The organism is Nocardia acidivorans NBRC 108247, from assembly GCF_001625085.1.
GTDB lineage: Bacteria > Actinomycetota > Actinomycetes > Mycobacteriales > Mycobacteriaceae > Nocardia > Nocardia acidivorans.
This window is the reverse complement of the sequence record NZ_BDAW01000054.1, coordinates 16,385-37,744: the sequence shown is the minus strand read 5'-3', so window position 1 is coordinate 37,744 and position 21,360 is coordinate 16,385. Positions and strand designations below refer to the sequence as shown.

Sequence of the window (21,360 nt, the reverse complement as noted above, 5' to 3'; positions counted from 1 at the left end):
CCGCACGGTGGCGCGGGCCGGACGGGTGCGCCGCGGTATCGAGGATCGGGCCGCGCGGCGCGTCTACCGCCCCGGCGGCACCGAGCCGTATGACATCGCCTACCTGGCCCGGCTGCCCCGCCCGGACGGTAAGGGAACCGTCCTTGTCATCGACGGCCTGCACCCGCCGGCCTCATTGGGCGCGATCCGGCTGCTGGCAACGAGATTGGCGACCCTGCACGAGCGCGCGGCCACCCACCCCTTCTCGGCGGTGGTGGGCGTCCGCTACGACCGCAATACCGGCGAGCCGATCGAAGCGGACCTGCTGACCCCGATCTACCGCCACGACCGCTGACCCGATGCGCTCGGCCGGGATCCAGCGCAATCCCGGCCGCGCGCACACCTTTTCGAGTCCGAGCGGGTTACGCCGCGGCCCATTCCGGCCGGAGCGTGTTCATCGGGGGCCGGTCGGCCAGTGAGACTTCCGTGGCCTGTGCGGTGAATTCGCCACTGATCAGCGGGAATTGGGTGAGTGCCGCCCCCGAGTCGGAGACGCCCGCGCGGCCCAGCACCGTGCCCAGGATCTGCCGGCTCATCACCCCGAGTTCGGACAGCGGCCGGTTACGGTGCTGGCGCACACCGAGATTCACCTGGCCGATGGCCGCGAGCCCGAGCAGGTCGTGGGTGTCGAGCAGCAGCCCGATCTCCACGCCGTAACCGGGTGCGAACGGCACCGCCGTGAGCAGTTCCCGGGTGCCCGCGTACTCGCCGCCCAAGGGCTGCAACACATTCGAGAGTGCGGGCCGCAGTGCCGAGAGCAGTGGCCGGGCCACCAGTTCGGTGACGCGGCCGCCGCCGTTGTCGTCGATGGTCGTGCCGTGCCGCAGCGGTCGCCGGTAATACGCCTTCACCAGGTGCATGCCGTCGACGGTGAGCAGCGGCCCGAGCAGCTTCGGCACGAACATGGGATCCGGATCGATCAGATCCGAGTCCACGAACGCCACCAGATCACCGGAGGTGACGGCGAGCGAGCGCCACAGCACCTCCCCCTTGCCGGGGAGGGGCTCGAGTTCGGGCACCGCCTGTTCGCGGGTGACCACGCGCGCTCCCGCGGCCGCTGCCAGCTCGGCGGTGGCATCGGTGCTTCCGGAGTCCAGGACGACGAGTTCGTCCACCAGCGTGCCGAGCAGCGGTCGAATGCTGGCCACCACGCCGGCGACGGTGGCCTCCTCGTTGAGTGCGGGCAGGACCACCGAGACGGTGCGGTCGCCCTTGGCGGCCACCAGCTCCTCGACGGTCCATTCGGGGCGGTCCCAGGTATTGGTGGAGACCCAGTTGTTCATGCTCATGCCAGACCTCGCAGGGTGCGGGCGGGTGGGCGGTGGCCCTGGATCGCGGCGATCATGTCCACCACGCGTCGGGTGGCCGCTACTTCGTGTACCCGGAAAACTCGAGCACCCGCGGCGGCCGACCATGCAGTCGCTGCCAATGTGCCCTCCAATCGCTCGGATAGCTCGACACCAAGAGTCTCTCCGATGAAATCCTTATTACTCAGCGCCATCAAGACAGGCCATCCGGTATTCACAAGAACGTCCACGGAACGCAACAATTCGAGCCCGTGAAAGGTGTTCTTGCCGAAATCATGTGTCGGATCTATCAGAATCGAATCTTTCGAAACGCCCGCCGCGACCGCATTCTCGGCCGCCGTGACCACGGTTTCTGTGACCTGCGCCACCACATCGTCGTAACGCACGCGATGCGGCCGGGTCCGCGGCATGGCTCCGCCGGTGTGGCTGCACACAATTCCGGCGTTCAGTTCGGCGGCGACCTCGACCAGTTCGGGATCGGCCCCGGCCCAGGTGTCATTGATCAGATCCGCGCCCGCGTACACGGCCGCGCGGGCGACTTCGGCCCGCCAGGTGTCGATGCTGATCAGCAGTTCCGGGAATCGCTGCCGGATAGCGGCGACGAAGGGAACCACCCGCCGGGACTCCTCGACGGCGTCCACCGCACTGCCCGGTCCGGCCTTCACCCCGCCGATATCGACCAGATCGGCGCCCTCGTCCACCGCGCGTGCGACCGCGGCCATGGCGGCCGCATCGCTGAACGTCGCACCCTTGTCATAGAACGAGTCCGGCGTCCGGTTCACGATCGCCATCACGAGCGCCCGATCCGTCGCCACCGGCTTCCCGCACAATGTCGGCAACGGCGCACACATGCCCTCGACTGTACCGACCGCTGTCACCCCTGCGCTGGGCAGCCGACCGGGACCGCGAACCTTCAGTTACGGGGGGCCTGTCCTGCGGCGACCTCCTCGATATAGCCGTCGTAGAACGGAACGTAGCCCTCGGCGCGGCCCGACAGGACGTACAGCGTGCTGTTGTCGTCGGCGGTGTACCCCTGGTCGCGGAGTTCCACCTTGCGGGACTTGAAGGTCGAGGTCTGTTCGAGTTCGGGGACCACCCGAATGAACAGTGGGACAGCGTAACCGGGCAGGCGGTCGTAGAGGGTCTTGGCGGCGACCTTGCCGTCGAAGACCGCGTCCGGTGCGAGGGTGATGGCGGCCATGCCGGCCTTACCGTCCGCGCCGGGGACCTGCACGCCGTAGACGACGGCCTGCACGACCGCGTCTATTCCATCGAATGCGCCCTCGACCTGGGTGGTGGCCACATTCTCGCCCTTCCATCGGAAGGTGTCGCCGAGGCGGTCCACGAAGGCGATATGGCCCCAGCCCTGTTTGCGCACCAGATCGCCGGTGTCGAACCAGCAGTCACCGGTGGTGAAGCCGTCCCGCACCAGCTTGGATTCCGTTGCGGCACTGTCGGTATAGCCGTCGAAGGGTGAGCTCTTGGTGACCTTGGCCAGCAGCAGCCCGACGTCGCCGGTGCGGACGCGGCGGAGTTTGCCGTCCGCGGCGCGCTTGGCCTTGCCGGTGGCGTCGTCGTATTCGACCACGGCGAAGGCCAGCGGGGTGAAACCCGCGGTGCGGTCCAGGCTGAAGGCGTTGATGAAGGCGACATTGCCCTCACTGGCGCCGTAGAACTCGACGATTCGCTTGATACCGAAGCGATTTCGGAATTCGTCCCAGATCTCCGGCCGCAGGCCGTTGCCGACCGCGAGCCGGACCCGATGCTGGCGATCGGTGCGCCGGGCGGGCTGATTGAGCAGGTAGCGGCAGAGTTCGCCGATGTAGATGAAGGCGGTGGCCTGGCTGGCGATGGCCTCCTCCCAGAAGCGCGAGGCCGAGAACTTGCGCCCCAGCGCGAGGGTCGCGCCGCCCGCGATGACCGAGGAGAGCGCGACGGTGAGCGCGTTGTTGTGGTAGAGCGGCAGGCAGCAGTACAGGGTGTCGCCGCCGTTCAGGCGCACACCGAGGCCGCCGATGCCCGCCATGGATTTGGTCCAGCGCAAATGGGTCATGACGCTGGCCTTGGGCAGGCCGGTGGTGCCGGAGGTGAAGATCAGATAGGCGCGTTCGTGCGCCCGGATCTGTTCGCACACCGGCGGATTGGCGTCGTTCGCGGTGCGGGCCGCCTCGGCCAGATCTTTGGACCACAGCACCCCGGGGCGGAGTTCGGCGAGGGTGTCCAGCGCTTCGGCGCACTCCTCGCCGATCACGTCGAGGGCCGAGTCCAGCAGTCCGAAACTGTGCTGTAGCACGGTATCTCGCTGATTGTGGTTCAGCAGGCCCGCCGTCGCGCCGAGTTTCACCACCGCGAGCACGGTGAACAGCGCCTCGGGACGATTGGCCATCAGGATGCCGACCACGTCGCCGCGCTTGACACCGCGTTCGGATAGCACGGCCGCGTACCGGTTGACCTCGGAATTGGCCTCGCCCCAGCGGTATTCGCGGCCCTCGAAGCGCAGGAAGGGGCGATCGGGATGTTTGGCGGCCGCGCGCTGGAAGAACAATCCGATCGATGCCTGGGAATCGGATTCGACCAGCATGTGGATGGCATTGCGGGCCATGCCCGGCAGCTGTGTGGTCATTCCGGGCAGGCTGCGCGCCAGATCCAGCAGACCGATCGTCGAACGGGCATCGTTGTTCACTGCGCTGGGCTCCTCATCGAATCGTGCTCGTGGTCACACCTTTACGGATGCACCCTCCGTTGTCGAGTGAAACCCCCTCGGACCCGAGGAAATCGTCAGAGTCCGGGATCGAGCGCGTCGAAGGCGGCGGCGAGGTCATCGGTCAGCACCACCCGCTCCAGGGCCGCGCGCCCGGCGAAGCCGCGTTCGCGCAATTGCTCCAGCCAGGCGAACAATCCGCGATAGTGCCCGTCCAGATCCAGCACGACCACCGGTTTGTCGTGCATGCCCAGGTAGCCCCCGGTCCAGGTTTCGAAGAGCTCCTCGAGGGTGCCCAGGCCGCCGGGCAGGGTGAGGAAGGCGTCGGCGCGCTCGTCCATGATCTGTTTGCGCTCGCGCATGGAGTCGGTGACGATGAGCTCGTCAGATTCCACATCCGCCATTTCGCGGTGCACGAGTTTCTTGGGGATGACGCCGACGGTCTTGGCGCCCGCCGCGCGGGCGGCGGTGGCGACCGCGCCCATCATCGAGACGTGTCCGCCGCCGGAGACCAATTGCCAACCGCGGCGGCCGATCTCGGCGCCCACGAGCCGGGAGAGCTCCAGCGCGGCGGGATCGTCGACACTGGCCGAGCAGTACACGCAGACCGAATACGGTTCGCTCACCACTGATCCCCCATGGTTCCGGCGGCATCCATCTCGGCGCGCTGTTCGGCGGCGGCGAGCACGAGGCTCAGCACCTCGTCCACGCTGTCGGTGACATGCAGCAGGTTCAGATCACCGGGTGCGATCTTGGCGGAGCCGAGCAGTGAGTCGCGCAGCCAATCCACCAGTCCCGCCCAGTATTTGGTGCCGAACAGAATGATCGGGAACTGATTGATCTTATGCGTCTGCACCAGGGTGAGCGCCTCGAACAGCTCGTCCAGGGTGCCGAATCCGCCCGGCAGGCAGACGAAGGCCTGCGCGTACTTCACGAACATGGTCTTGCGCGCGAAGAAGTAGCGGAAGTTGATGCCCAGGTCGACCCATTCGTTCAGATGCTGTTCGAACGGCAGCTCGATGCCGAGCCCGATGGAGTAGCCGCCCGCCTCGGACGCGCCCCGATTGGCCGCCTCCATGGCCCCGGGTCCGCCGCCGGTGATGACCGCGAATCCGGAGCGCGCGAGCGCCCCGCCGATGGCCACTCCGGCCTGATACTCCGGCGAATCCGGTGTGGTGCGCGCGGACCCGAATACCGCGACCGCCCGCGGCACCTCGGCCAAAGCGCCGAAGCCCTCGACGAATTCGGCCTGGATGCGCAGTACCCGCCACGGATCGGTATGCACCCAATCCGCGGGTCCGCGCTCATCGAGCAGATGCTGATCGGTGGTCCCCACCCCGATCTTCCGGTCACGCCGCAGCATTATCGGACCACGGAACTTGGGATTCTTCGAACCCGGGATATCAGCCTCAGCAGACATGCAGCCACCGTACTGTGTTGTTGGCCTGCGCTTCGCTCCGGCGGGTCGCGGCCCTGGTGACCCCGGTCCTTCCCTCCCTCCGCTCCTCCGCTGCGCTCCCCCGCTCCACTCAGTCCAGAACCGGGGCGGGCCGCGACGCAGTCATGTCCGCCTGCGCTGCGGCGAGGTCGCAGCCGTGGTGACCCCGCTTCTTCCCACCCTCCGCTCCCCCGCTCCACTCAGTCCAGAACCGGAGCGGGCCGCGACGCAGTCATGTCCGCCTGCGCTGCGCTGCAGCGGGGTCGCAGCCGTGGTGACCTCGGTTCTTCCCACCCTGCGCTCCCCCGCTCCACTCGGTCCAGAACCGGGCGGGCCGCGACCTGCGGCGAATGTCGCTGGGAGTAATGGAGGTCGCGGTCAGGCTTTGTCGCCGGTGAGGTAGCTGCGGAGCATGGAGGTGACCTGGGTGATCTGGTCGACCGGGAGATGTTCGTCGCGTTTGTGGGCGAGGTTGGGGTCGCCGGGGCCGAAGTTCACCGCGGGGATGCCGCGGGCGGCGAAGCGGGAGACGTCGGTCCAGCCGTATTTGGCGCGGACGCCGCCGCTGCCGTGGCCGTGCACGATCTCGATGAGGTCCTTGGCGGCGGGGGCGGACAGGCCGGGCAGCGCGCCGGGTGCGCCGTCGGTGCGTTCGAAGCCCAGATCCAGGCCCGAGAAGACTTCGCGCACATGCTCGGTGGCCTCGTCCAGGGTGCGGTCGGGTGCGAACCGGAAGTTCACATCGACCTCGGCGATATCGGGCACCACATTGCCCGCGACACCGCCGGAGACGCGCACCGCGGACAGGCCCTCGCGATAAACGCAGCCGTCGATATCGACTTCGCGCGCCCGATAATTCGCCAGGCGCTCCAGAATGGGCGCGAGGCGGTGAATGGCGTTGTCGCCCAGCCAGGCTCGCGCGGTATGCGCGCGCACTCCGGAGGTGGTGAGTCGAATACGCAGTGTCCCTTGGCATCCGGCTTCGATCCAGCCGCCGGAGGGTTCGCCGAGAATGGCGAGATCACCGGCGAGCCATTCCGGGAGTTCGCGTTCGATCCGGCCGAGTCCGTTGAACTCGGCGGCGATCTCCTCGCAGTCGTAGAAGATGAGCGTCAGATCGTGCACCGGATCGGCGACGGTGGCGGCCAGGTGCAGGAAAACCGCGTCACCGGATTTCATATCGACGGTGCCGCAGCCCCAGAGCTGCCGTTCGCCCGCTGCGGTGACCTCGAAGCGGCTGGGCACGTTGTGGGCGATCGGGACGGTGTCGAGGTGCCCGGCGAGAATGACCCGGGTGGCCAGTCCGCGATTGGTGCGGGCGAGAACGACATTGCCGTGTCGCAGGATCTCGAATCCGCTCGTCTGCTCGCGCAGCGCCTTTTCGACGATATCGGCGATGAGCGTCTCATCCTTGGAAACGCTGGGGATGTCCACCAGAGCGGCGGCGAGGTTGATCGGGTCGGCGCTCAGATCGATGGTCACCCACTCCACTTTAAAGGAGTAGTTACCTCCGCTCTCGTTATGCCCGCCGCCCTGGCACAAAAAGGCACCGTTACAGCGAATTACCGCGGCCGGTAATCTTTACTCCCGTGAGTACTCAGGGAGCAGTAGCAGTCGGCCTCGCCACCATCACCGACAATGGAACGGTCCTGGACACCTGGTACCCGTACCCCGAGTTGGGGTCGGTCACCGATACCGGCAGCAAGCGCCTGGACGCCTCCGATATCGAGTACGCCAAGTTCGCCGAGGCCGCCGGATTCGACGAGGCCCGCCGCGTCGAGGTGGTCGTGGTGCGCACCAGTATCGCCGATCTGGCCGCCGCGCCGGTCGATACGCACGATGTCTATCTGCGGTTGCAGCTGCTCTCGCACCGTCTGGTCAAGCCGCACGGCCTGAGTCTGGACGGCATGTTCGGACTGCTCGCCAATGTGGTGTGGACCAATTACGGCCCGTGCTCGCTGGAGGAGTTCGAGCTCACTCGGCTCAAATTGCGGGCGCGCGGTCCGGTCACCGTGTACGGCGTGGACAAGTTCCCGCGCATGGTGGATTACGTGGTGCCCTCGGGGGTGCGCATCGCGGACGCCGACCGCGTGCGCCTGGGCGCGCACCTGGCCTCGGGCACCACGGTCATGCACGAGGGCTTCGTGAACTTCAATGCCGGGACGCTCGGCAATTCCATGGTGGAGGGCCGTATCTCCGGTGGCGTCGTGGTCGGCGAGGGCTCCGATGTGGGTGGCGGCGCGTCCATCATGGGCACCCTGTCCGGTGGCGGTAAGCAGGTCATCTCGCTCGGTGAGCGCTGCCTGCTGGGCGCGAACTCGGGGCTGGGCATTTCACTCGGCAACGACTGTGTGGTGGAGGCGGGGCTGTACGTCACCGCGGGCACCAAGGTGACGCTGTCGGACGGCGCGGTCGTCAAGGCGGCCGAGCTGAGCGGTCGGGACAATCTGCTGTTCCGCCGCAATTCGGTCACCGGCGCGGTGGAGGCGGTGGCGCGCAAGGGCACCGGCATCGAGCTGAATGCCGCATTGCACGCCAACGACTGAGTCGGTCGACGCCGAAACGACCGAGTCAGTCGATGCCGAAGGCGATGATCCGCTCCGGGGTGATGCGGATCAGCTCCGGTGAACCGCCGGGGATGTAGGTTTCGACATCCCGCAAAGCCTGTGCGGTGCCGCGGATTTCGAGGCACCGCACGGTCCACGGATCGACCGAGGGCACATCGTCGACGACGAAGGCGACCCGGTCCTGCTTGCTCAGGTTCCGGAACTTCTGTGACGCGCCCATATTGTGTCCGGCGATATCGATGGTGCCGAGCGCGGCGTTGTAGCGGAATCCGACCGGATTGTTCTGCGGCGATCCGTCCGGGCGGATGGTGGCGAGCCGTCCGAGGCGCTGCCCGGCGAGGTATTCGATCTGGGCGGGCGTCAGTGTTGCGATCATGTGCGCGAGGTTATGACCTCGAGTGCGGTTCAGGTCAAGCCGGAACCGCACTCGAGTGTCCTCAGCCGAGCAGTTTCTTCTGCACCTTGCCCATGGCATTGCGCGGCAGTGAATCCACCACCCGCACCTCGCGGGGTCGCTTGTGCGCCGAGAGTTCGCCCGCCACATGGTCGATCAGCTGCTGTGGCGCGGAATCACCCGCGCCGGCCCGCAAGACGACGTAGGCGACGATGCGCTGCCCCAGATCGTCATCGGGCACCCCGATGACGGCCGTCTCGGCCACCGCCGGATGCCCGAGCAGTGCGGTCTCGATCTCCCCCGCCCCGATCCGGTATCCGCCGGATTTGATCAGGTCCACCGACTCCCGTCCGACAATGCGGTGGAAGCCCTCGGCATCGATTACCGCCACATCCCCGGTCTTGAACCAGCCGTCCGCGGTCCAGTTCTCCGCGGTGATCCCGGGCTTGTCCAGATACCCGTCGAACAGCATCGGCCCCTGAACCTGTAGTCCGCCAACGCTTTCCCCGTCATGCGGAAGCACCTGCCCGGCCTCGTCCACCAGTCGGGTACGCACCCCGGCCAGCGGTGTGCCCACCCAGCCCGGCCGTCGCTCGCCGTCCGGCCGGGTGGAGAGCGTGATCATGGTCTCGCTCATACCGTATCGCTCCAGCGGCGCGTGCCCGGTGAGCTCGCGCAGCCGCTCGAATACCGGCACCGGCAGCGGTGCGCTCCCCGAGACGATAATCCGTGCCTTCGCCAATTCCTTTGCGGCAGCGGGCTCTTCGACCATGCGCGACCATACGGTGGGCACCCCGAAGTACATGGTGCCCGGGGCGGCGGCGTACGCCTGCGGGGTGGGCTTACCGGTGTGCACCAGCGGGCTGCCCACGCGCAGCGGACCGAGCAGGCCGAGGATCAGACCGTGTACATGGAACAGCGGAAGTCCGTGCACCAGAACGTCATTCCATTTCCACTCCCATGCCTCCGCCAGGGCGTCCAGCCCGGCGGCAATGGCCTTGCGGCTGAGCATGACGCCCTTGGGCGCACCGGTGGTGCCTGAGGTGTAGAGGATGAAAGCGATTGCCTCGGGCGCTGGTTCGGCATAGGTGTGCCAGGAGCGCGCGTGCGCCCGCACCGGCACCACCGGCAGCGCACTGCCCTCGGGCGCCTCGCCCAGCCACGCCTGCGCACCCGAATCCCGCAGTATGTGCGCGAGTTCGGCACTGCCGGCGTCCGGCGGGACCGGGACCACGGTGACGCCCGCGATGAGGCAGCCGACCACCGCCAGCACGGTTTTCACGGTCGGCGTGGCCAGCACCGCGACCCGGTCGGCGCGTGCGACGCGTTCGGCGACCGAGGTGGCCGCGCCCAGCAGATCGCTGCGCGACAGGCGCACCCCGTCGATGGTGACGGCATCGGGAATATCGTCCCCGGCGGCGACGGCGGCGGGATTCAGCGAGCTCAGCAATAGCGGCGACCTGTAGGACACGCGCCAACGGTACCGGAGCGGCCGGGACACGAATCGGGTGCGAAGTGCACCGGTCGGTTGACAGGTGAGCGAGTAGGTAAGACAGTTTGTGTACAACCTTCTCACTCACGAGGATGTGGTCAACGATGACCAGGCCCATGCGCGCTCAGCCGTACGGCATCGAGAGCGAACCTCCCATTGATATCCGGCAGTTCATCGACGGGGCGGCGGGTCTGCTCGGCGGGGCCGCGAATGTGATCATGCAACTTGCCCGTCCCCCGGTCGGCTACGGCGTGGTGGAATCGCCGGTGCAGAGCGGCAATGTGATGGTGCACCCGATCAAACGGCTGCGCACCACGATCACCTATCTCGCGGTGGCGCTCCTGGGGACCGAGGAGGACCGGCAGGCGTACCGCGAAGCCGTCGACACCTCGCATCGGCAGGTGCGGTCCAAGGCGGGAAGCGCGGTGAAGTACAACGCCTTCGACCCCACCCTCCAGCTGTGGGTGGCGGCCTGCCTGTACTGGGGTGCGAAGGATCTCTACGAGCGGATGCACGGTCCGATGAACGAGGCCGATGCCGAGGCGTTCTACCAGTACTCGTCGCGATTGGGGACGACCCTGCAGATGCGGCGCGATATGTGGCCGGTGGATCGCGTTGCGTTCGAAGCCTATTGGGCCGAGAATCTCGCCCGGACCTCCATCGATCCGCGCATTCGCGCCTACCTCGAGGACCTCATCGATCTGCGGATGATGCCGCGCCCGGTGCGCGCGGCCTTCGGCGGCATCCACCGCTTCTTCGTGACCGGGCTACTGCCGCAACACCTTCGGGACGAGATGGGGATGACCTGGACGCCGCGGCAGGATCGCCTGCTGGCGCGGATCATGCGCACGGTCGGCACCGCGGAGGAATTGCTGCCCACACCCGTGCGGATCTTCCCGATCACTGTGTATCTGATGGATATGCGACTGCGCCGCCGACTCGGCCTGCGACTGGTCTGACTCAGAAGATGCGGAAGCCCGGCAGCACGTGATCGATGGCGAAGCGGCGCAGCGCGGCCTCGTCATCGAGCGGGATCACCGTCTGCGGGGTCAGCGCGAGTGACAGGGCGCTGCGAGCGATCATCTCCGCCAGCGGCAGCGGATCATATTCGGGGAGTTTGCCTTCCGATTGCAGGCGGGTGATGAACTCGGCCAGATAGTCGCGGCCCAATTCGATGACCGGCGCGCCCTGCACGGTCAGGTACGGCAGTACCGTCTCGGGTTCGGTCTTGAGCAGGCGCACCAGCAGTTGATTGCCGCGCAGACCCTCGATGAACGCGATGAACAGCGCGACGATCTGATCCTGGGCGCTGGCGTCGCGCTCGATCTCGGCCTGGACGGCGGCATCGGCGTCGGCGATGAACTGGCGGGCCTGGCGCAGCCCGACCGCCTGGATCAGATCGGATTTGCCGGCGAATCGCCGATAGAGTGTGGCGAGGGACAGACCGCCGCGGCGGGCGACCTCGACCATGCTGGTGCGTTTGATGCCGAAGTCGAGGAAGGCCACCAGGGCGGCGTCGAGCACCTTGCTCTGATTGCGGTCCTCCGGACCCGATCCGCGCACGAGCGGCAGGAGTTCGGCCAGCTTGGCCATGGTCCGGCCCCTTTCGGTCACGAAGATACGATGAGGCACCAATCATCGCACATTGACAGTCCCTCGCCTCGATGAGAAGGTGAGGACAAGAGTTTCTCACACTCTCCTCACCGCTGAGGAGTGACGACGAGGAGTCGAGTCAACGATGACCGCCCCGCTGCGCAAAGCCGACGAATACCCGCACGACCTGCCCCGCGAACTGACGCCCCGGCAGATCCGCGAATACATCGACGGGCCGGCCGCCTTCCTCGGCGGCGTCGCCAATGTGATCATGCAGCTCTCGCTCAAACCCGTCGGCTACGGCGTGATGGAGAGCGATGTCCGCAGCGGCAGCGTCATGGTGCACCCCCTCAAGCGACTGCGCACCACGCTGACGTACATCGCCGTCGCCATGCTCGGCGACGAGGACGATCGCATCGCCTACCGCGAGGCCGTCAATGTCTCGCATCGCTCGATCCACACCAAGCCGACCAGCCCGGTCAAGTACAACGCCTTCGACCCCACACTCCAGCTGTGGGTGGCGTCCTGCCTCTACTGGGGTATGGACGACCTCTACCACCGCATGCGCGGGCCGATGAATCCCGAAGTGGCGGAGGACTTCTACCGCTACAGCGCCCGGCTCGGCACCACCCTGCAGATGCGCGAGGAGATGTGGCCGCCGACCCGCGACGCCTTCTACGCGTACTGGGAACAGACCCTGGCCACCAAGCACATCGACGAGCCGACGCGTGCGTATTTCAACGCGCTCACCGATCTGAAGATGCTGCCCTATCCCCTGCAATTCCTGTTCGGCGGCGTGCACCGCTTCATCGTCACGGCCCTGCTCCCGCAGCATCTGCGGCAGGAGATGGGCATGACCTGGTCCGCGCGCGACGAGCGATTCTTCGCCGGCTTCCTGCGCCTGCTCTCCGCCGTCTGGACCCGCATGCCCACCGTCATCCGCCTCTTCCCCTACAACTTCTACCTGGCGGATATGCGCCTGCGCCGCCGCCTGGGCCGCCGGCTGGTGTGAGCCCGAAAGCCGTTCGGGCTCAACCGCGCTCGGTCAGCGCGCGCAGGAAGAATCTCAGGTTGGCGGGGCGTTCGGCGAGGCGGCGCATGAGGTAGCCGTACCACTGGGTGCCGTAGGGGATGTAGACGCGCAGCGCGTGCCCGTCCGCCACCAGCCGCCGCTGTTCGGCATCGCGAATTCCGTAGAGCATCTGGAATTCGAAATCCCCTGGGCTGCGGTGATGTTCGGCCGAGAGCCGCAGCGCCGCGTCCACCATGGCCGGATCATGCGAGGCGATCATGGGATGCCAGGCCCCCCGCATGAGCACGTCCAGACAGCGCAGATAGGAGGCGTCCACTTCCGCGCGTTTGCGATAGGCGACCGTCTCGGGCTCGGAGTACGCGCCCTTGCACAGCCGCACCCGGGCGCCCGCGGCCGCGGCGTCCCGGCAGTTGTCCTCGGCGGTGCGCAGATAGGTCTGCATGGCCACCGCCAGCCAGGGGAATTCGGCGCGCGCGTGTGCGACCGCGGCCAGGGTGTCGAGGGTGGTGGTGTGATCCTCGGCGTCGACGGTCACCCACACCCGCGATTCCACCGCTTTGGCGCAGAGCTTGTGCAGATTCTCCGCGGCGATGGCGGGACCGTCCGCGCCCAGGGACTGCCCGAGCGCGGAGAGTTTCACCGAGACCTCCACCGGCGGGACCTCGGTATCGGGTGCCCGATCCAGTTCGGCGAGATCGTCGATGAGCGAAATGTATTCGGCCACGGCCGCATCGGCCATGGCCGGATCGGTGGTGTACTCGCCCAGGAAGTCGACGCTGACCATGCGCCCGCTGTCCAGCAGCGCGCGCACCACCGGTGCCAGTTCGGCGCGGGTCTCCCCCGCCACGAACCGCCGCACCACCGCGGCGGTGATCGGCGTCCTGGTCACCGCCTTCCGCAACCGCGGCGAATCGGCCGCGGCGAGGATCGCCGGTCGCAGCGGGTTCATTGCGCCTCCATATGCGGGTAGCGGTAATCGGTGGGCGGAACGAAGGTTTCCTTCAGCGTGCGCGGCGCGACCCAGCGCAACAGGTTGAGATAGGACCCGGCCTTATCGTCGGTGCCGGAGGCGCGCGCCCCGCCGAACGGCTGCTGGCCGACCACCGCGCCGGTGGGTTTGTCATTGATGTAGAAGTTCCCCGCCGCGAATCGCAGTGCGGTGGTGGCCTGTTCGACGGCCTGGCGATCGCGGGCGAAGATGGCTCCGGTCAAACCGTAGGGCGAGGTGGCGTCCACGGTGGTGAGCAGATCGGGGAAGGCGTCCGGGCGGCTGTCGTCGTAGACGTGCACCGACAGGATCGGTCCGAAGTACTCGGTGGCGAAGGATTCGTCACCGGGATCATCGCTGAGCAGCACCGTGGGCCGGATGAAGAAGCCCTCGGCATCGTCGCACACGCCGCCGGCCGGTACTTCGACGCCCCGGGCGCGGGCGCTGGAAATGGCCGCCGCGTTCTTGTCGTAGGAGCGCCGATCGATCACCGCCCCACCGAAATTCGACAGATCCGCCACATCGCCGTAGCTGAGTTCGCCGACCTCGGCCAGGAAGTCGTCGCCCATCCGCCGCCACACCGATTTCGCGATGTAGGCGCGCGAGGCGGCCGAACACTTCTGCCCCTGATACTCGTACGCCCCGCGAATCATGGCGGTGCGCAGCGCATCCGGATCGGCCGAGGAGTGCGCGACGATGAAATCCTTACCGCCGGTCTCGCCCACGATGCGCGGATACCCGTGATACCGGTCGATATTCGCCCCGACCTGCTGCCACAGATACTGGAATGTCTTGGTCGATCCGGTGAAGTGGATGCCCGCCAGGCGCGGATCGGCCAGCGCCACTTCGGACAGGCGCACCCCGTTGCCGGTGACCATATTGATCACCCCCGGCGGCATACCGGCCGCCTCCAGCAATTTCATCGTGTAGTACGCCGAAAGCGTCTGTGTCGGTGAGGGTTTCCACACCACGGTATTGCCCATCAGGGCCGGTGCGGTGGGCAGATTCCCGGCGATGGCGGTGAAATTGAAGGGGGTGATGGCGTACACGAACCCCTCGAGGGGCCGGTAGTCCATCCGATTCCACACACCCGCGGAGGATTGCGGCTGATCGGCCAGTATCTGCCGGGCGAACGCCACATTGAACCGCCAGAAGTCCACCAGTTCGCACGGTGCGTCGATCTCGGCCTGCTGCACCGTCTTCGACTGGCCGAGCATGGTGGCGGCGGCAATGGTCTCCCGCCACGGTCCGGCCAGCAGATCCGCCGCCCGCAGCAGGACGGCCGCGCGTTCCTCGAACGGGAGCGACCGCCAGGCCGGGGCGGCGGTGGTGGCGGCTTCGACGGCCGCGCTCGCCTCCTCATGGGTGGTGTCGGTGAATGTGCCGAGCACCTGTCGATGCCGATGCGGCATCACGATGTCGGCGCGTTCACCGCTACCGGGTTGATGTTTGCCGCCGATAACCAGCGGTACGTCGACGGATCCTGCGGAGATTTCGGCGAGCCTGCCCGTCAGCAGTGCGCGTTCACGAGAGCCGGGTGCGTAGGTGTGCACCGGTTCGTTTGCGGGAGCAGGGACAACCGTGACAGCGTCCATATCCCAGGCTAACGCGAACAAGACCACCGCCGTGGTGCAGACGCACCGAAATTCTTCCGGCTAGCCCAGATCGTTGGCGATGATGTTCTCGATATTGCGTTCTGCCAGAGCGGTAATGGTGACGAAGGGGTTGACCGTGGTCATACCCGGGATGAGCGAACCGTCGATGACGTACAGGCCCTTGTAGGAGGGCAGTCGCCCGTAGTTGTCGGTGCTCTGATTGAGCACGCAGCCGCCCAGCGGGTGATACGCCAGATCGTCGCCCCAGGTCTTGGTCGCCCCGAACAGGTCGGTGCGATAGATCGTGACCTCCTTCTTGTTGATCTTGTCGAAGATCCGCTTGGCGGCATCGATGCTCGGCTGGTTCCACGCGGTCTGCCAATTCAGGTCCACCCCGCCGGTCCCGGAGTTGTAGGTGAACTTGCCGCGATTGGGATTCTTGGTGATAGCCAGGTAAAGGCTGGCGAAGGTCTCCAGCCCCGCCGGGAACGGCGACACCTCCGCGAAGGCCGGGCCGCCGCTGTCGGCCCAGTTGTCGATGCCGAGGGTCGGAATACAGGATTGCAGCGCACCGGTGGCATCCCAGGCCTGGTTCTGCCGCGCCACCATGACATTGCCGTTGTTGCCCCAGCCGGTGCCGACCGAATCCGGCAGATTGGGGAGTTTGCCGGTGGCCTTCATCGAGACCAGCAATTTGCTGGTGCCGACGCTGCCCGCGGCGAAGAAGACCTTCTGCGCCACAACGGATTTGGTCGCCACGGTAGTGCCGCCGGTATCGATCTGCCTCATCTCGACCTTGTACCCGCCGTCGGTGGGCGAGACCGCGGTGACCACGTGCAGCGGGGTGATGCCGACCTTGCCGGTGCCGACCGCCGCGGCCAGATAGGTCTTGTCGAGGGACTTCTTGCCGTAGTTGTTGCCGTAGATGACCTCGGCGTCCAGGGCGGAGCGGGTGGCGGTCTTGGCCTGCTCCTGTTTCATGTAGTTGAAGTCGTAGACATTCGGCACGAAGGTCCACGAAAACCCGGATCGCTCAGCCTGTTTCCGGCCGACGCGGGCGAACTGGTAGCAGTCCGCGCTGTCGAACCAGCCCTGGTCGATATTGTTCACGCCCAGAGCGGTATTGGCGCGCGGGTAGTAGGTGCTGTACATCTCGCCCGCGTCCACCGACGGCAGAATACCGGCGAAGTTCTCCTGCTTGGGCGTGACCGCCATACCGCCGTTGACGAGCGAGCCGCCGCCGACGCCGCGGCCCTGATAGACGCGAATCCCGCTGAACTGCTCCGAATCCAGTACACCGGTGTACTTGGAGATGGACTTGTTGTAGGGCGCGCCCATGAAGTGATTGACCGGTTGATCGGTCTCGGTCCGCAACCAGAAGGAGCGGCCGTCGGGCTTGAGCATATTGCAGAAGATCTTGCCGTCCGAGCCGGGCTGTGACCACGACATGCCCATTTCGACTACGGCCACATCGATTCCGGCCTGCGCCAGTCGCAGGGCGGCGACCGCGCCGCCGTATCCGGAGCCGATGACCAGCACCGGCACCTTGTCGCCGTCCGCTAGCTGCTTGGTTGGTAGCGCCTGTGCCGGGACCTTCCTGGATAGCACCGCTGCCCCCAAAATGACACCTGTTGCAGCTAGGAATCCGCGGCGGCTGAGACCGCTGCCGAACTCGCTATTACCAGTGTTTTCGTACACAAAACCGCGCATGAACCGGGCTCCTCATCGAGACTCAGATGAGAACTTGTTATAGAGAGTGTGAAGAGACCGTGTGTCACTTTTCGGGAAAATCGGAAAAAGTACAGCAACCCGAAGCTTGCACAGCGAGCCGGATGAAACGAAAAAGGAAGGGCGCGAGCAATGCTCGCGCCCTTCCTCGATACTGCGACCCTGACGGGACTCGAACCCGCGACCTCCGCCGTGACAGGGCGGCGCGCTAACCAACTGCGCCACAGGGCCTTACTCGCCACCGGACCACCGGGCCCGGCAACGCGGTAGACGTTATCACGGCCCGGGTCCGGAGGTTAAATCAGCTGGTCAGACGTTCAGCGGCGGTCGCGATACGCTCATCGGTGGCGGTCAGCGCGATCCGCACATGCTCCGCGCCGCGGGGGCCGTAGAACTCGCCCGGCGCCGCCAGAATGCCGCGCTCGGCCAACCAGTCCAGGGTGGTGCGGCACGGCTCGCCACGGGTTGCCCAGAGGTACAGACCGGCCTGTGAGTCATCGATGCGGAACCCCGCCGCCGCCAAGGCCTTTCGCAGCACCTCGCGGCGGGCCCGGTAGCGCTCACGCTGTTCGGCCTCATGGGTGTCATCGCCGAGGGCGGCGGTCATGGCGGCCTGGATCGGGAACGGCAGCATCATGCCCGCGTGCTTGCGCACCTCCAGCAACTCCGCGACCAGGGCCGGATCACCGGTGACGAAGCCCGCGCGGTAACTCGCGAGATTCGAAGTCTTGGAAAGGGAATGGATGGCCAGCAATCCGGTGTGATCGCCATCGCACACCTGGGGATCGAGCACCGAAATGGCCCGGCCCTCCCAGGGCAGGCCCAGGTAGCACTCGTCCGAGGCGATGATCGCGCCGCGTTCGCGGGCGAATTCGACCACCTTGCGCAGATGCTCGACGCCGAGCACCTTGCCGGTCGGATTCGACGGCGAATTCAGGAAGATCAGCGCGGGCTTCTCCGGTCCGAGCCGAGTTATCCCGTCCGCGCGCAGGATTCGGGTACCCGCCAGCAACCCGCCGACCTCATAGGTCGGATACGCCACCTCGGGAATCACCACGAGATCGTCCACGCCCAGTCCGAGCGTGCGCGGGAGTCCTGCGATCAACTCCTTGGTGCCGATCACCGGCAGTACCGCGTCCGGCTCGATACCGGTGATCCCGAATCGCCGTTTCAGCGCTGCCACAACGCTTTCCCGCAATTCGGGCGTACCGTGCGTGGTCGGGTAGCCGGGCACCGCCGCCACCGCCGCGAGCGCCCGCTGGATCAACGGATCCACCGGATCGACCGGGGTGCCCACGGAAAGATCCACGAGCCCGCCCGGATGCGAAGCGGCTTTCGCTTTCACCGAAGCGATGGTGTCCCAAGGAAAATCGGGTAGTAGTGCACTCACCCGGCCACGCGCGGTCAATGCCTACTCCGCGGCCATCGGCGGTAGCGCGGCGATGAACGGCGGGTCGTAATCGACCTTGCCGACCTTGGTGGCGCCGCCGGGCGAACCGAGATCGTCGAAGAACTCGACGTTCGCGTTCACGTAACCGCTCCACTGGTCCGGGGTGTCGTCCTCGTAGAAGATGGCCTCGACCGGACACACCGGTTCACATGCACCACAGTCCACGCACTCGTCCGGTTGGATGTACAGCATGCGGCCACCCTCGTAGATGCAATCCACGGGGCATTCCTCGATGCACGCCTTGTCCTTCACGTCAACGCACGGTTCAGCGATGATGTACGGCACTGCCGCTCTCCTAGTCTGTCCTCACATGCGGGATAGTCCGCCCCGCGAAACAGTATCCCGGCGCGTTCACAATACTCCTGGTCAGGCTGACCTAACTCGGTGACAGTTTTTCGCTATCCGACCACCAGGGAAACCGGTGGGCGATGCGGCGGCACACCATAGGTGGTAGTGCGCTGCCGGACCGGCCGCCCGATGCCGGTCGCGATTTCGGTGATCTCCTCGACCGTCTTCGCCGAACCATGTTCGGAGCCGGCCATCCGGGAGATGGTCTCCTCCATCAAGGTTCCGCCGAGATCGTTGGCACCACCGTTCAGCATCAACCGGGTGCCCTTGATGCCGAGCTTGACCCAGCTGGTCTGAATATTCTCGATGCGGCCGTGCAGCATGATGCGCGAGAGTGCGTGCGCGGCCCGGTTGTCGCGCACGGTCGGCCCCGGACGCGAGGCTCCCGCCAGGTACAACGGCGCGCTCTGATGGACGAACGGGAGCAGGACGAATTCGGTGAAACCGCCGGTCTCGTCCTGGATTCCGCGCAGCACCCGCAGGTGACCCACCCAGTGCTTGGGATTGTCCACGTGGCCGTACATCATGGTCGAGCTGGAGCGGATGCCGAGCTTGTGCGCGGTGGTGATGACCTCGACCCAGGCCGAGGTGGGCAGCTTGCCCTTGGTGAGCACCCAGCGCACCTCATCGTCCAGGATCTCCGCGGCGGTGCCCGGAATGGTGTCCAGCCCAGCCTCTTTCAGTGCCGAGAGCCAGTCGTGAATGGACTGCCCGCCGCGCGAAGCCCCATTGACGACCTCCATGGGGCTGAAGGCGTGTACGTGCATGCCGGGGACGCGCTGTTTGATGGCGCGCACCAGATCGGCGTAGCCGGTGACGGGCAGCTCGGGATCGATGCCGCCCTGCATGCAGATCTCGGTCGCGCCCTCCACATGCGCCTCCCAGGCGCGGTCGGCGACCTCCGAGGCGCTCAGGGTGAAGGCATCGGCGTCACCCTTGCGCTGGGCGAACGCGCAGAAGCGGCAGCCGGTGTAGCAGATATTGGTGAAGTTGATATTCCGGTTGACGATATAGGTGACGTCATCGCCGACGGCATCGCGGCGCAGTTGATCGGCCAGCGCCGTAATCGCTTCCAGCGCAGGACCGTCCGCTGTCGCCAGGGCCAGATACTGATCATCGGTGAGCCCGGCGGGATCGCGCTCGGCGGCGTGCAGCGCGGCCAGCACATCGGAGTCGAAGCGCTCGGGCGCGGCTACCGCGAGTTCCCTCACCTGTTCGCGAATGGTCTCCCAGTCGCCGAACGCGCCCAGCCCGTCACTGGCGAGCGCGGAATCGCTGCGGGATTCGGTATTGCGGCCCTGCGTGTCGATGGCGGTATGGAGGTCGATGCGGCCGACCGATTCCCAATCGTGGTCGGGCTCCTGCCAGGGCAGACCGGTGGGATTCACCGTGCGGGCCAGACCGGTGAGCGGATCGGCGAGCGCCGCCACATGCCGCGAGACGCGCGGATCGATCCACGGATGGCCCGCCAGCACGTATTTCGGATGCGCGGTGAGCCGCTCGGTGAGCACGTAGCCGGCGTCGGCGGTGACCTGGGCCAGGGTCTCCAGATTTGGCCAGGGCCGTTCGGGATTCACATGATCGGGGGTGAGCGGGGAGACGCCACCCCAGTCGTCGATGCCCGCGTCGATGAGCGCGCGGCATTCGTCCAGGGAGACCAGATTCGGCGGGGCCTGGATGCGCATCTTCGGCCCGAGCAGCAGGCGCGCCACCGCGATGGTCGCGCGGAACTCCTCCAGATCGGCATCGGGGGTATTGCGCATGGCGGTGTCGTGCTTGGCCAGGAAGTTCTGCACGATCACCTCCTGTACATGCCCGAAAGCCTTGTGCGACTTGCGAATCGCCATGATCGACTCGGCCCGCTCGGTGAGGTTCTCGCCGATGCCGACCAGAATGCCGGTGGTGAACGGGACCGAGAGGCGGCCCGCGTCGGTGAGCGCGCGCAGCCGCACCGCCGGATCCTTGTCCGGGCTGCCGTAGTGCGCCTGACCCGGTTCGGTGAACAGGCGGGTGGAGGTGGTCTCGAGCATCATGCCCATGGAGGGGGCGACCGGCTTGAGCCGGGACAGTTCGGCCCAGCTCATCACGCCCGGATTCAGATGCGGCAGCAGGCCGGTCTCCTCGAGCACGCGAATCGACATGGCGCGCACGTAATCGAGGGTGGAGTCGTAGCCGCGCTCGTCCAGCCACTGCCGGGCCTCGGGCCAGCGCTCCTCCGGGCGGTCACCGAGGGTGAAAAGTGCTTCCTTACAACCTAGTTCAGCCCCCTTGCGGGCGATCTCCAGCACCTCGTCGGGTTCGAGGTACATACCCCGGCCCTCGGCGCGTAGTTTGCCCGGCACGGTGACGAAGGTGCAGTAGTGACACTTGTCCCGGCACAGATGGGTGAGCGGAATGAAGACCTTGCGCGAGTAGGTGATCGGCAGCGTGTCGCCCGCGTAGCCGGTCTCACGCAGGCCCGCATCGCGCACGCGCGCCGCCGATGTGGTCAGATCCTCCAGGTCACCGCCCCGCGCCTGGAGCAGCACCACCGCCTCGTCGAGGTTGAGCGTCGCGCCGTCCCGGGCGCGCCGCAAGGCCCGGCGCATACCCGACGGACTGGGCGGAGCCGGGGGGAGACTCGGGTTCGGTAGATCCGTCACGTCCTCGATCATGCGCCATCCATCCGACTGATCCGACTCGGGTGC

General features: G+C 66.6%; 18 protein-coding genes, 1 tRNA gene and 1 pseudogene. 4 read left to right on the top strand and 16 right to left on the bottom strand.

Features of this window, described 5'->3' with window-relative positions:
- Positions 1-334: pseudogene (locus tag NA10_RS37700) on the top strand (hypothetical protein); the annotation flags it as partial.
- Positions 335-401: 67 nt separating this feature from the next.
- Here NA10_RS37700 and NA10_RS25800 read toward each other — a convergent pair.
- The 6 genes from NA10_RS25800 to dapE all read right to left on the bottom strand — a co-directional run bounded on the left by NA10_RS25800 (position 402) and on the right by dapE (position 6,967).
- Positions 402-1,328, bottom strand: a complete 927-nt coding sequence (locus NA10_RS25800) for a glucosyl-3-phosphoglycerate synthase (protein WP_067572402.1) — start codon at positions 1,326-1,328, stop codon at positions 402-404.
- Complete coding sequence (gene folP / locus NA10_RS25795) at positions 1,325-2,197, bottom strand: dihydropteroate synthase (protein WP_067572400.1); 873 nt, start codon at positions 2,195-2,197, stop codon at positions 1,325-1,327. Before folP ends, NA10_RS25800 begins: the two co-directional genes overlap by 4 nt.
- Positions 2,198-2,259: 62 nt before the next feature.
- Positions 2,260-4,029: a long-chain-acyl-CoA synthetase gene (locus NA10_RS25790; protein ID WP_067572398.1), complete on the bottom strand. Its 1,770-nt coding sequence runs from the start codon at positions 4,027-4,029 to the stop codon at positions 2,260-2,262.
- Between the two features lie 95 nt (positions 4,030-4,124).
- Positions 4,125-4,676, bottom strand: coding sequence for an LOG family protein (locus NA10_RS25785; protein WP_067572396.1), 552 nt, complete (start codon positions 4,674-4,676; stop codon positions 4,125-4,127).
- Complete coding sequence (locus tag NA10_RS25780) at positions 4,670-5,467, bottom strand: LOG family protein (protein ID WP_067572394.1); 798 nt, start codon at positions 5,465-5,467, stop codon at positions 4,670-4,672. The genes NA10_RS25785 and NA10_RS25780 overlap by 7 nt, the downstream gene beginning before the upstream one ends.
- 396 nt (positions 5,468-5,863) lie before the next feature.
- Positions 5,864-6,967: a succinyl-diaminopimelate desuccinylase gene (dapE, locus tag NA10_RS25775; protein ID WP_067572416.1), complete on the bottom strand. Its 1,104-nt coding sequence runs from the start codon at positions 6,965-6,967 to the stop codon at positions 5,864-5,866.
- A gap of 107 nt (positions 6,968-7,074) precedes the next feature.
- Between dapE and dapD the strand changes: the two genes are divergently transcribed.
- Complete coding sequence (gene dapD / locus NA10_RS25770) at positions 7,075-8,031, top strand: 2,3,4,5-tetrahydropyridine-2,6-dicarboxylate N-succinyltransferase (RefSeq protein WP_067572392.1); 957 nt, start codon at positions 7,075-7,077, stop codon at positions 8,029-8,031.
- A 25-nt stretch (positions 8,032-8,056) separates the two neighbouring features.
- Here dapD and NA10_RS25765 read toward each other — a convergent pair whose 3' ends face one another.
- Positions 8,057-8,428, bottom strand: coding sequence for a PPOX class F420-dependent oxidoreductase (locus NA10_RS25765; RefSeq protein WP_067572390.1), 372 nt, complete (start codon positions 8,426-8,428; stop codon positions 8,057-8,059).
- Positions 8,429-8,489: 61 nt separating this feature from the next.
- Positions 8,490-9,917 carry an acyl-CoA synthetase gene (locus tag NA10_RS25760; protein WP_067572388.1) on the bottom strand — a complete coding sequence of 476 codons (1,428 nt, stop codon included), beginning with the start codon at positions 9,915-9,917 and terminating at the stop codon, positions 8,490-8,492.
- Between the two features lie 125 nt (positions 9,918-10,042).
- Here NA10_RS25760 and NA10_RS25755 point away from each other — a divergent pair, with 125 nt between their 5' ends.
- The gene (locus NA10_RS25755; RefSeq protein ID WP_067572386.1) at positions 10,043-10,897 is read left to right on the top strand and encodes an oxygenase MpaB family protein; all 855 of its coding nucleotides are present in this window, start codon (positions 10,043-10,045) and stop codon (positions 10,895-10,897) included.
- A 1-nt stretch (position 10,898) separates the two neighbouring features.
- Here the strand turns inward: NA10_RS25755 and NA10_RS25750 are convergent, their stop codons facing one another.
- Positions 10,899-11,531 (bottom strand): TetR/AcrR family transcriptional regulator, encoded by a 633-nt coding sequence (locus NA10_RS25750; RefSeq protein WP_067572384.1) that lies wholly within the window; start codon positions 11,529-11,531, stop codon positions 10,899-10,901.
- Positions 11,532-11,676: 145 nt separating this feature from the next.
- Here NA10_RS25750 and NA10_RS25745 point away from each other — a divergent pair, with 145 nt between their 5' ends.
- Positions 11,677-12,543: an oxygenase MpaB family protein gene (locus NA10_RS25745; protein WP_067572383.1), complete on the top strand. Its 867-nt coding sequence runs from the start codon at positions 11,677-11,679 to the stop codon at positions 12,541-12,543.
- A 19-nt stretch (positions 12,544-12,562) separates the two neighbouring features.
- Here the strand turns inward: NA10_RS25745 and NA10_RS25740 are convergent, their stop codons facing one another.
- From NA10_RS25740 to NA10_RS25710, 7 genes are all read right to left on the bottom strand, one after another.
- Positions 12,563-13,513, bottom strand: a complete 951-nt coding sequence (locus tag NA10_RS25740; RefSeq protein ID WP_067572381.1) for a proline dehydrogenase family protein — start codon at positions 13,511-13,513, stop codon at positions 12,563-12,565.
- Positions 13,510-15,147 carry an L-glutamate gamma-semialdehyde dehydrogenase gene (gene pruA, locus NA10_RS25735; protein ID WP_067572415.1) on the bottom strand — a complete coding sequence of 546 codons (1,638 nt, stop codon included), beginning with the start codon at positions 15,145-15,147 and terminating at the stop codon, positions 13,510-13,512. Before pruA ends, NA10_RS25740 begins: the two co-directional genes overlap by 4 nt.
- A gap of 60 nt (positions 15,148-15,207) precedes the next feature.
- Positions 15,208-16,755: a GMC oxidoreductase gene (locus tag NA10_RS25730; protein WP_444980062.1), complete on the bottom strand. Its 1,548-nt coding sequence runs from the start codon at positions 16,753-16,755 to the stop codon at positions 15,208-15,210.
- Positions 16,756-17,032: 277 nt separating this feature from the next.
- A tRNA-Asp gene (locus NA10_RS25725) sits at positions 17,033-17,106 on the bottom strand.
- Between the two features lie 70 nt (positions 17,107-17,176).
- A complete protein-coding gene (dapC, locus tag NA10_RS25720) occupies positions 17,177-18,265 on the bottom strand; it encodes a succinyldiaminopimelate transaminase (protein WP_067572377.1) in 1,089 nt (362 codons plus the stop codon).
- A gap of 21 nt (positions 18,266-18,286) precedes the next feature.
- Positions 18,287-18,610, bottom strand: coding sequence for a ferredoxin (fdxA, locus tag NA10_RS25715; protein WP_067572375.1), 324 nt, complete (start codon positions 18,608-18,610; stop codon positions 18,287-18,289).
- A 113-nt stretch (positions 18,611-18,723) separates the two neighbouring features.
- Positions 18,724-21,327, bottom strand: a complete 2,604-nt coding sequence (locus NA10_RS25710) for a bifunctional FO biosynthesis protein CofGH (RefSeq protein ID WP_067572413.1) — start codon at positions 21,325-21,327, stop codon at positions 18,724-18,726.
- Positions 21,328-21,360: the final 33 nt, after the last annotated feature.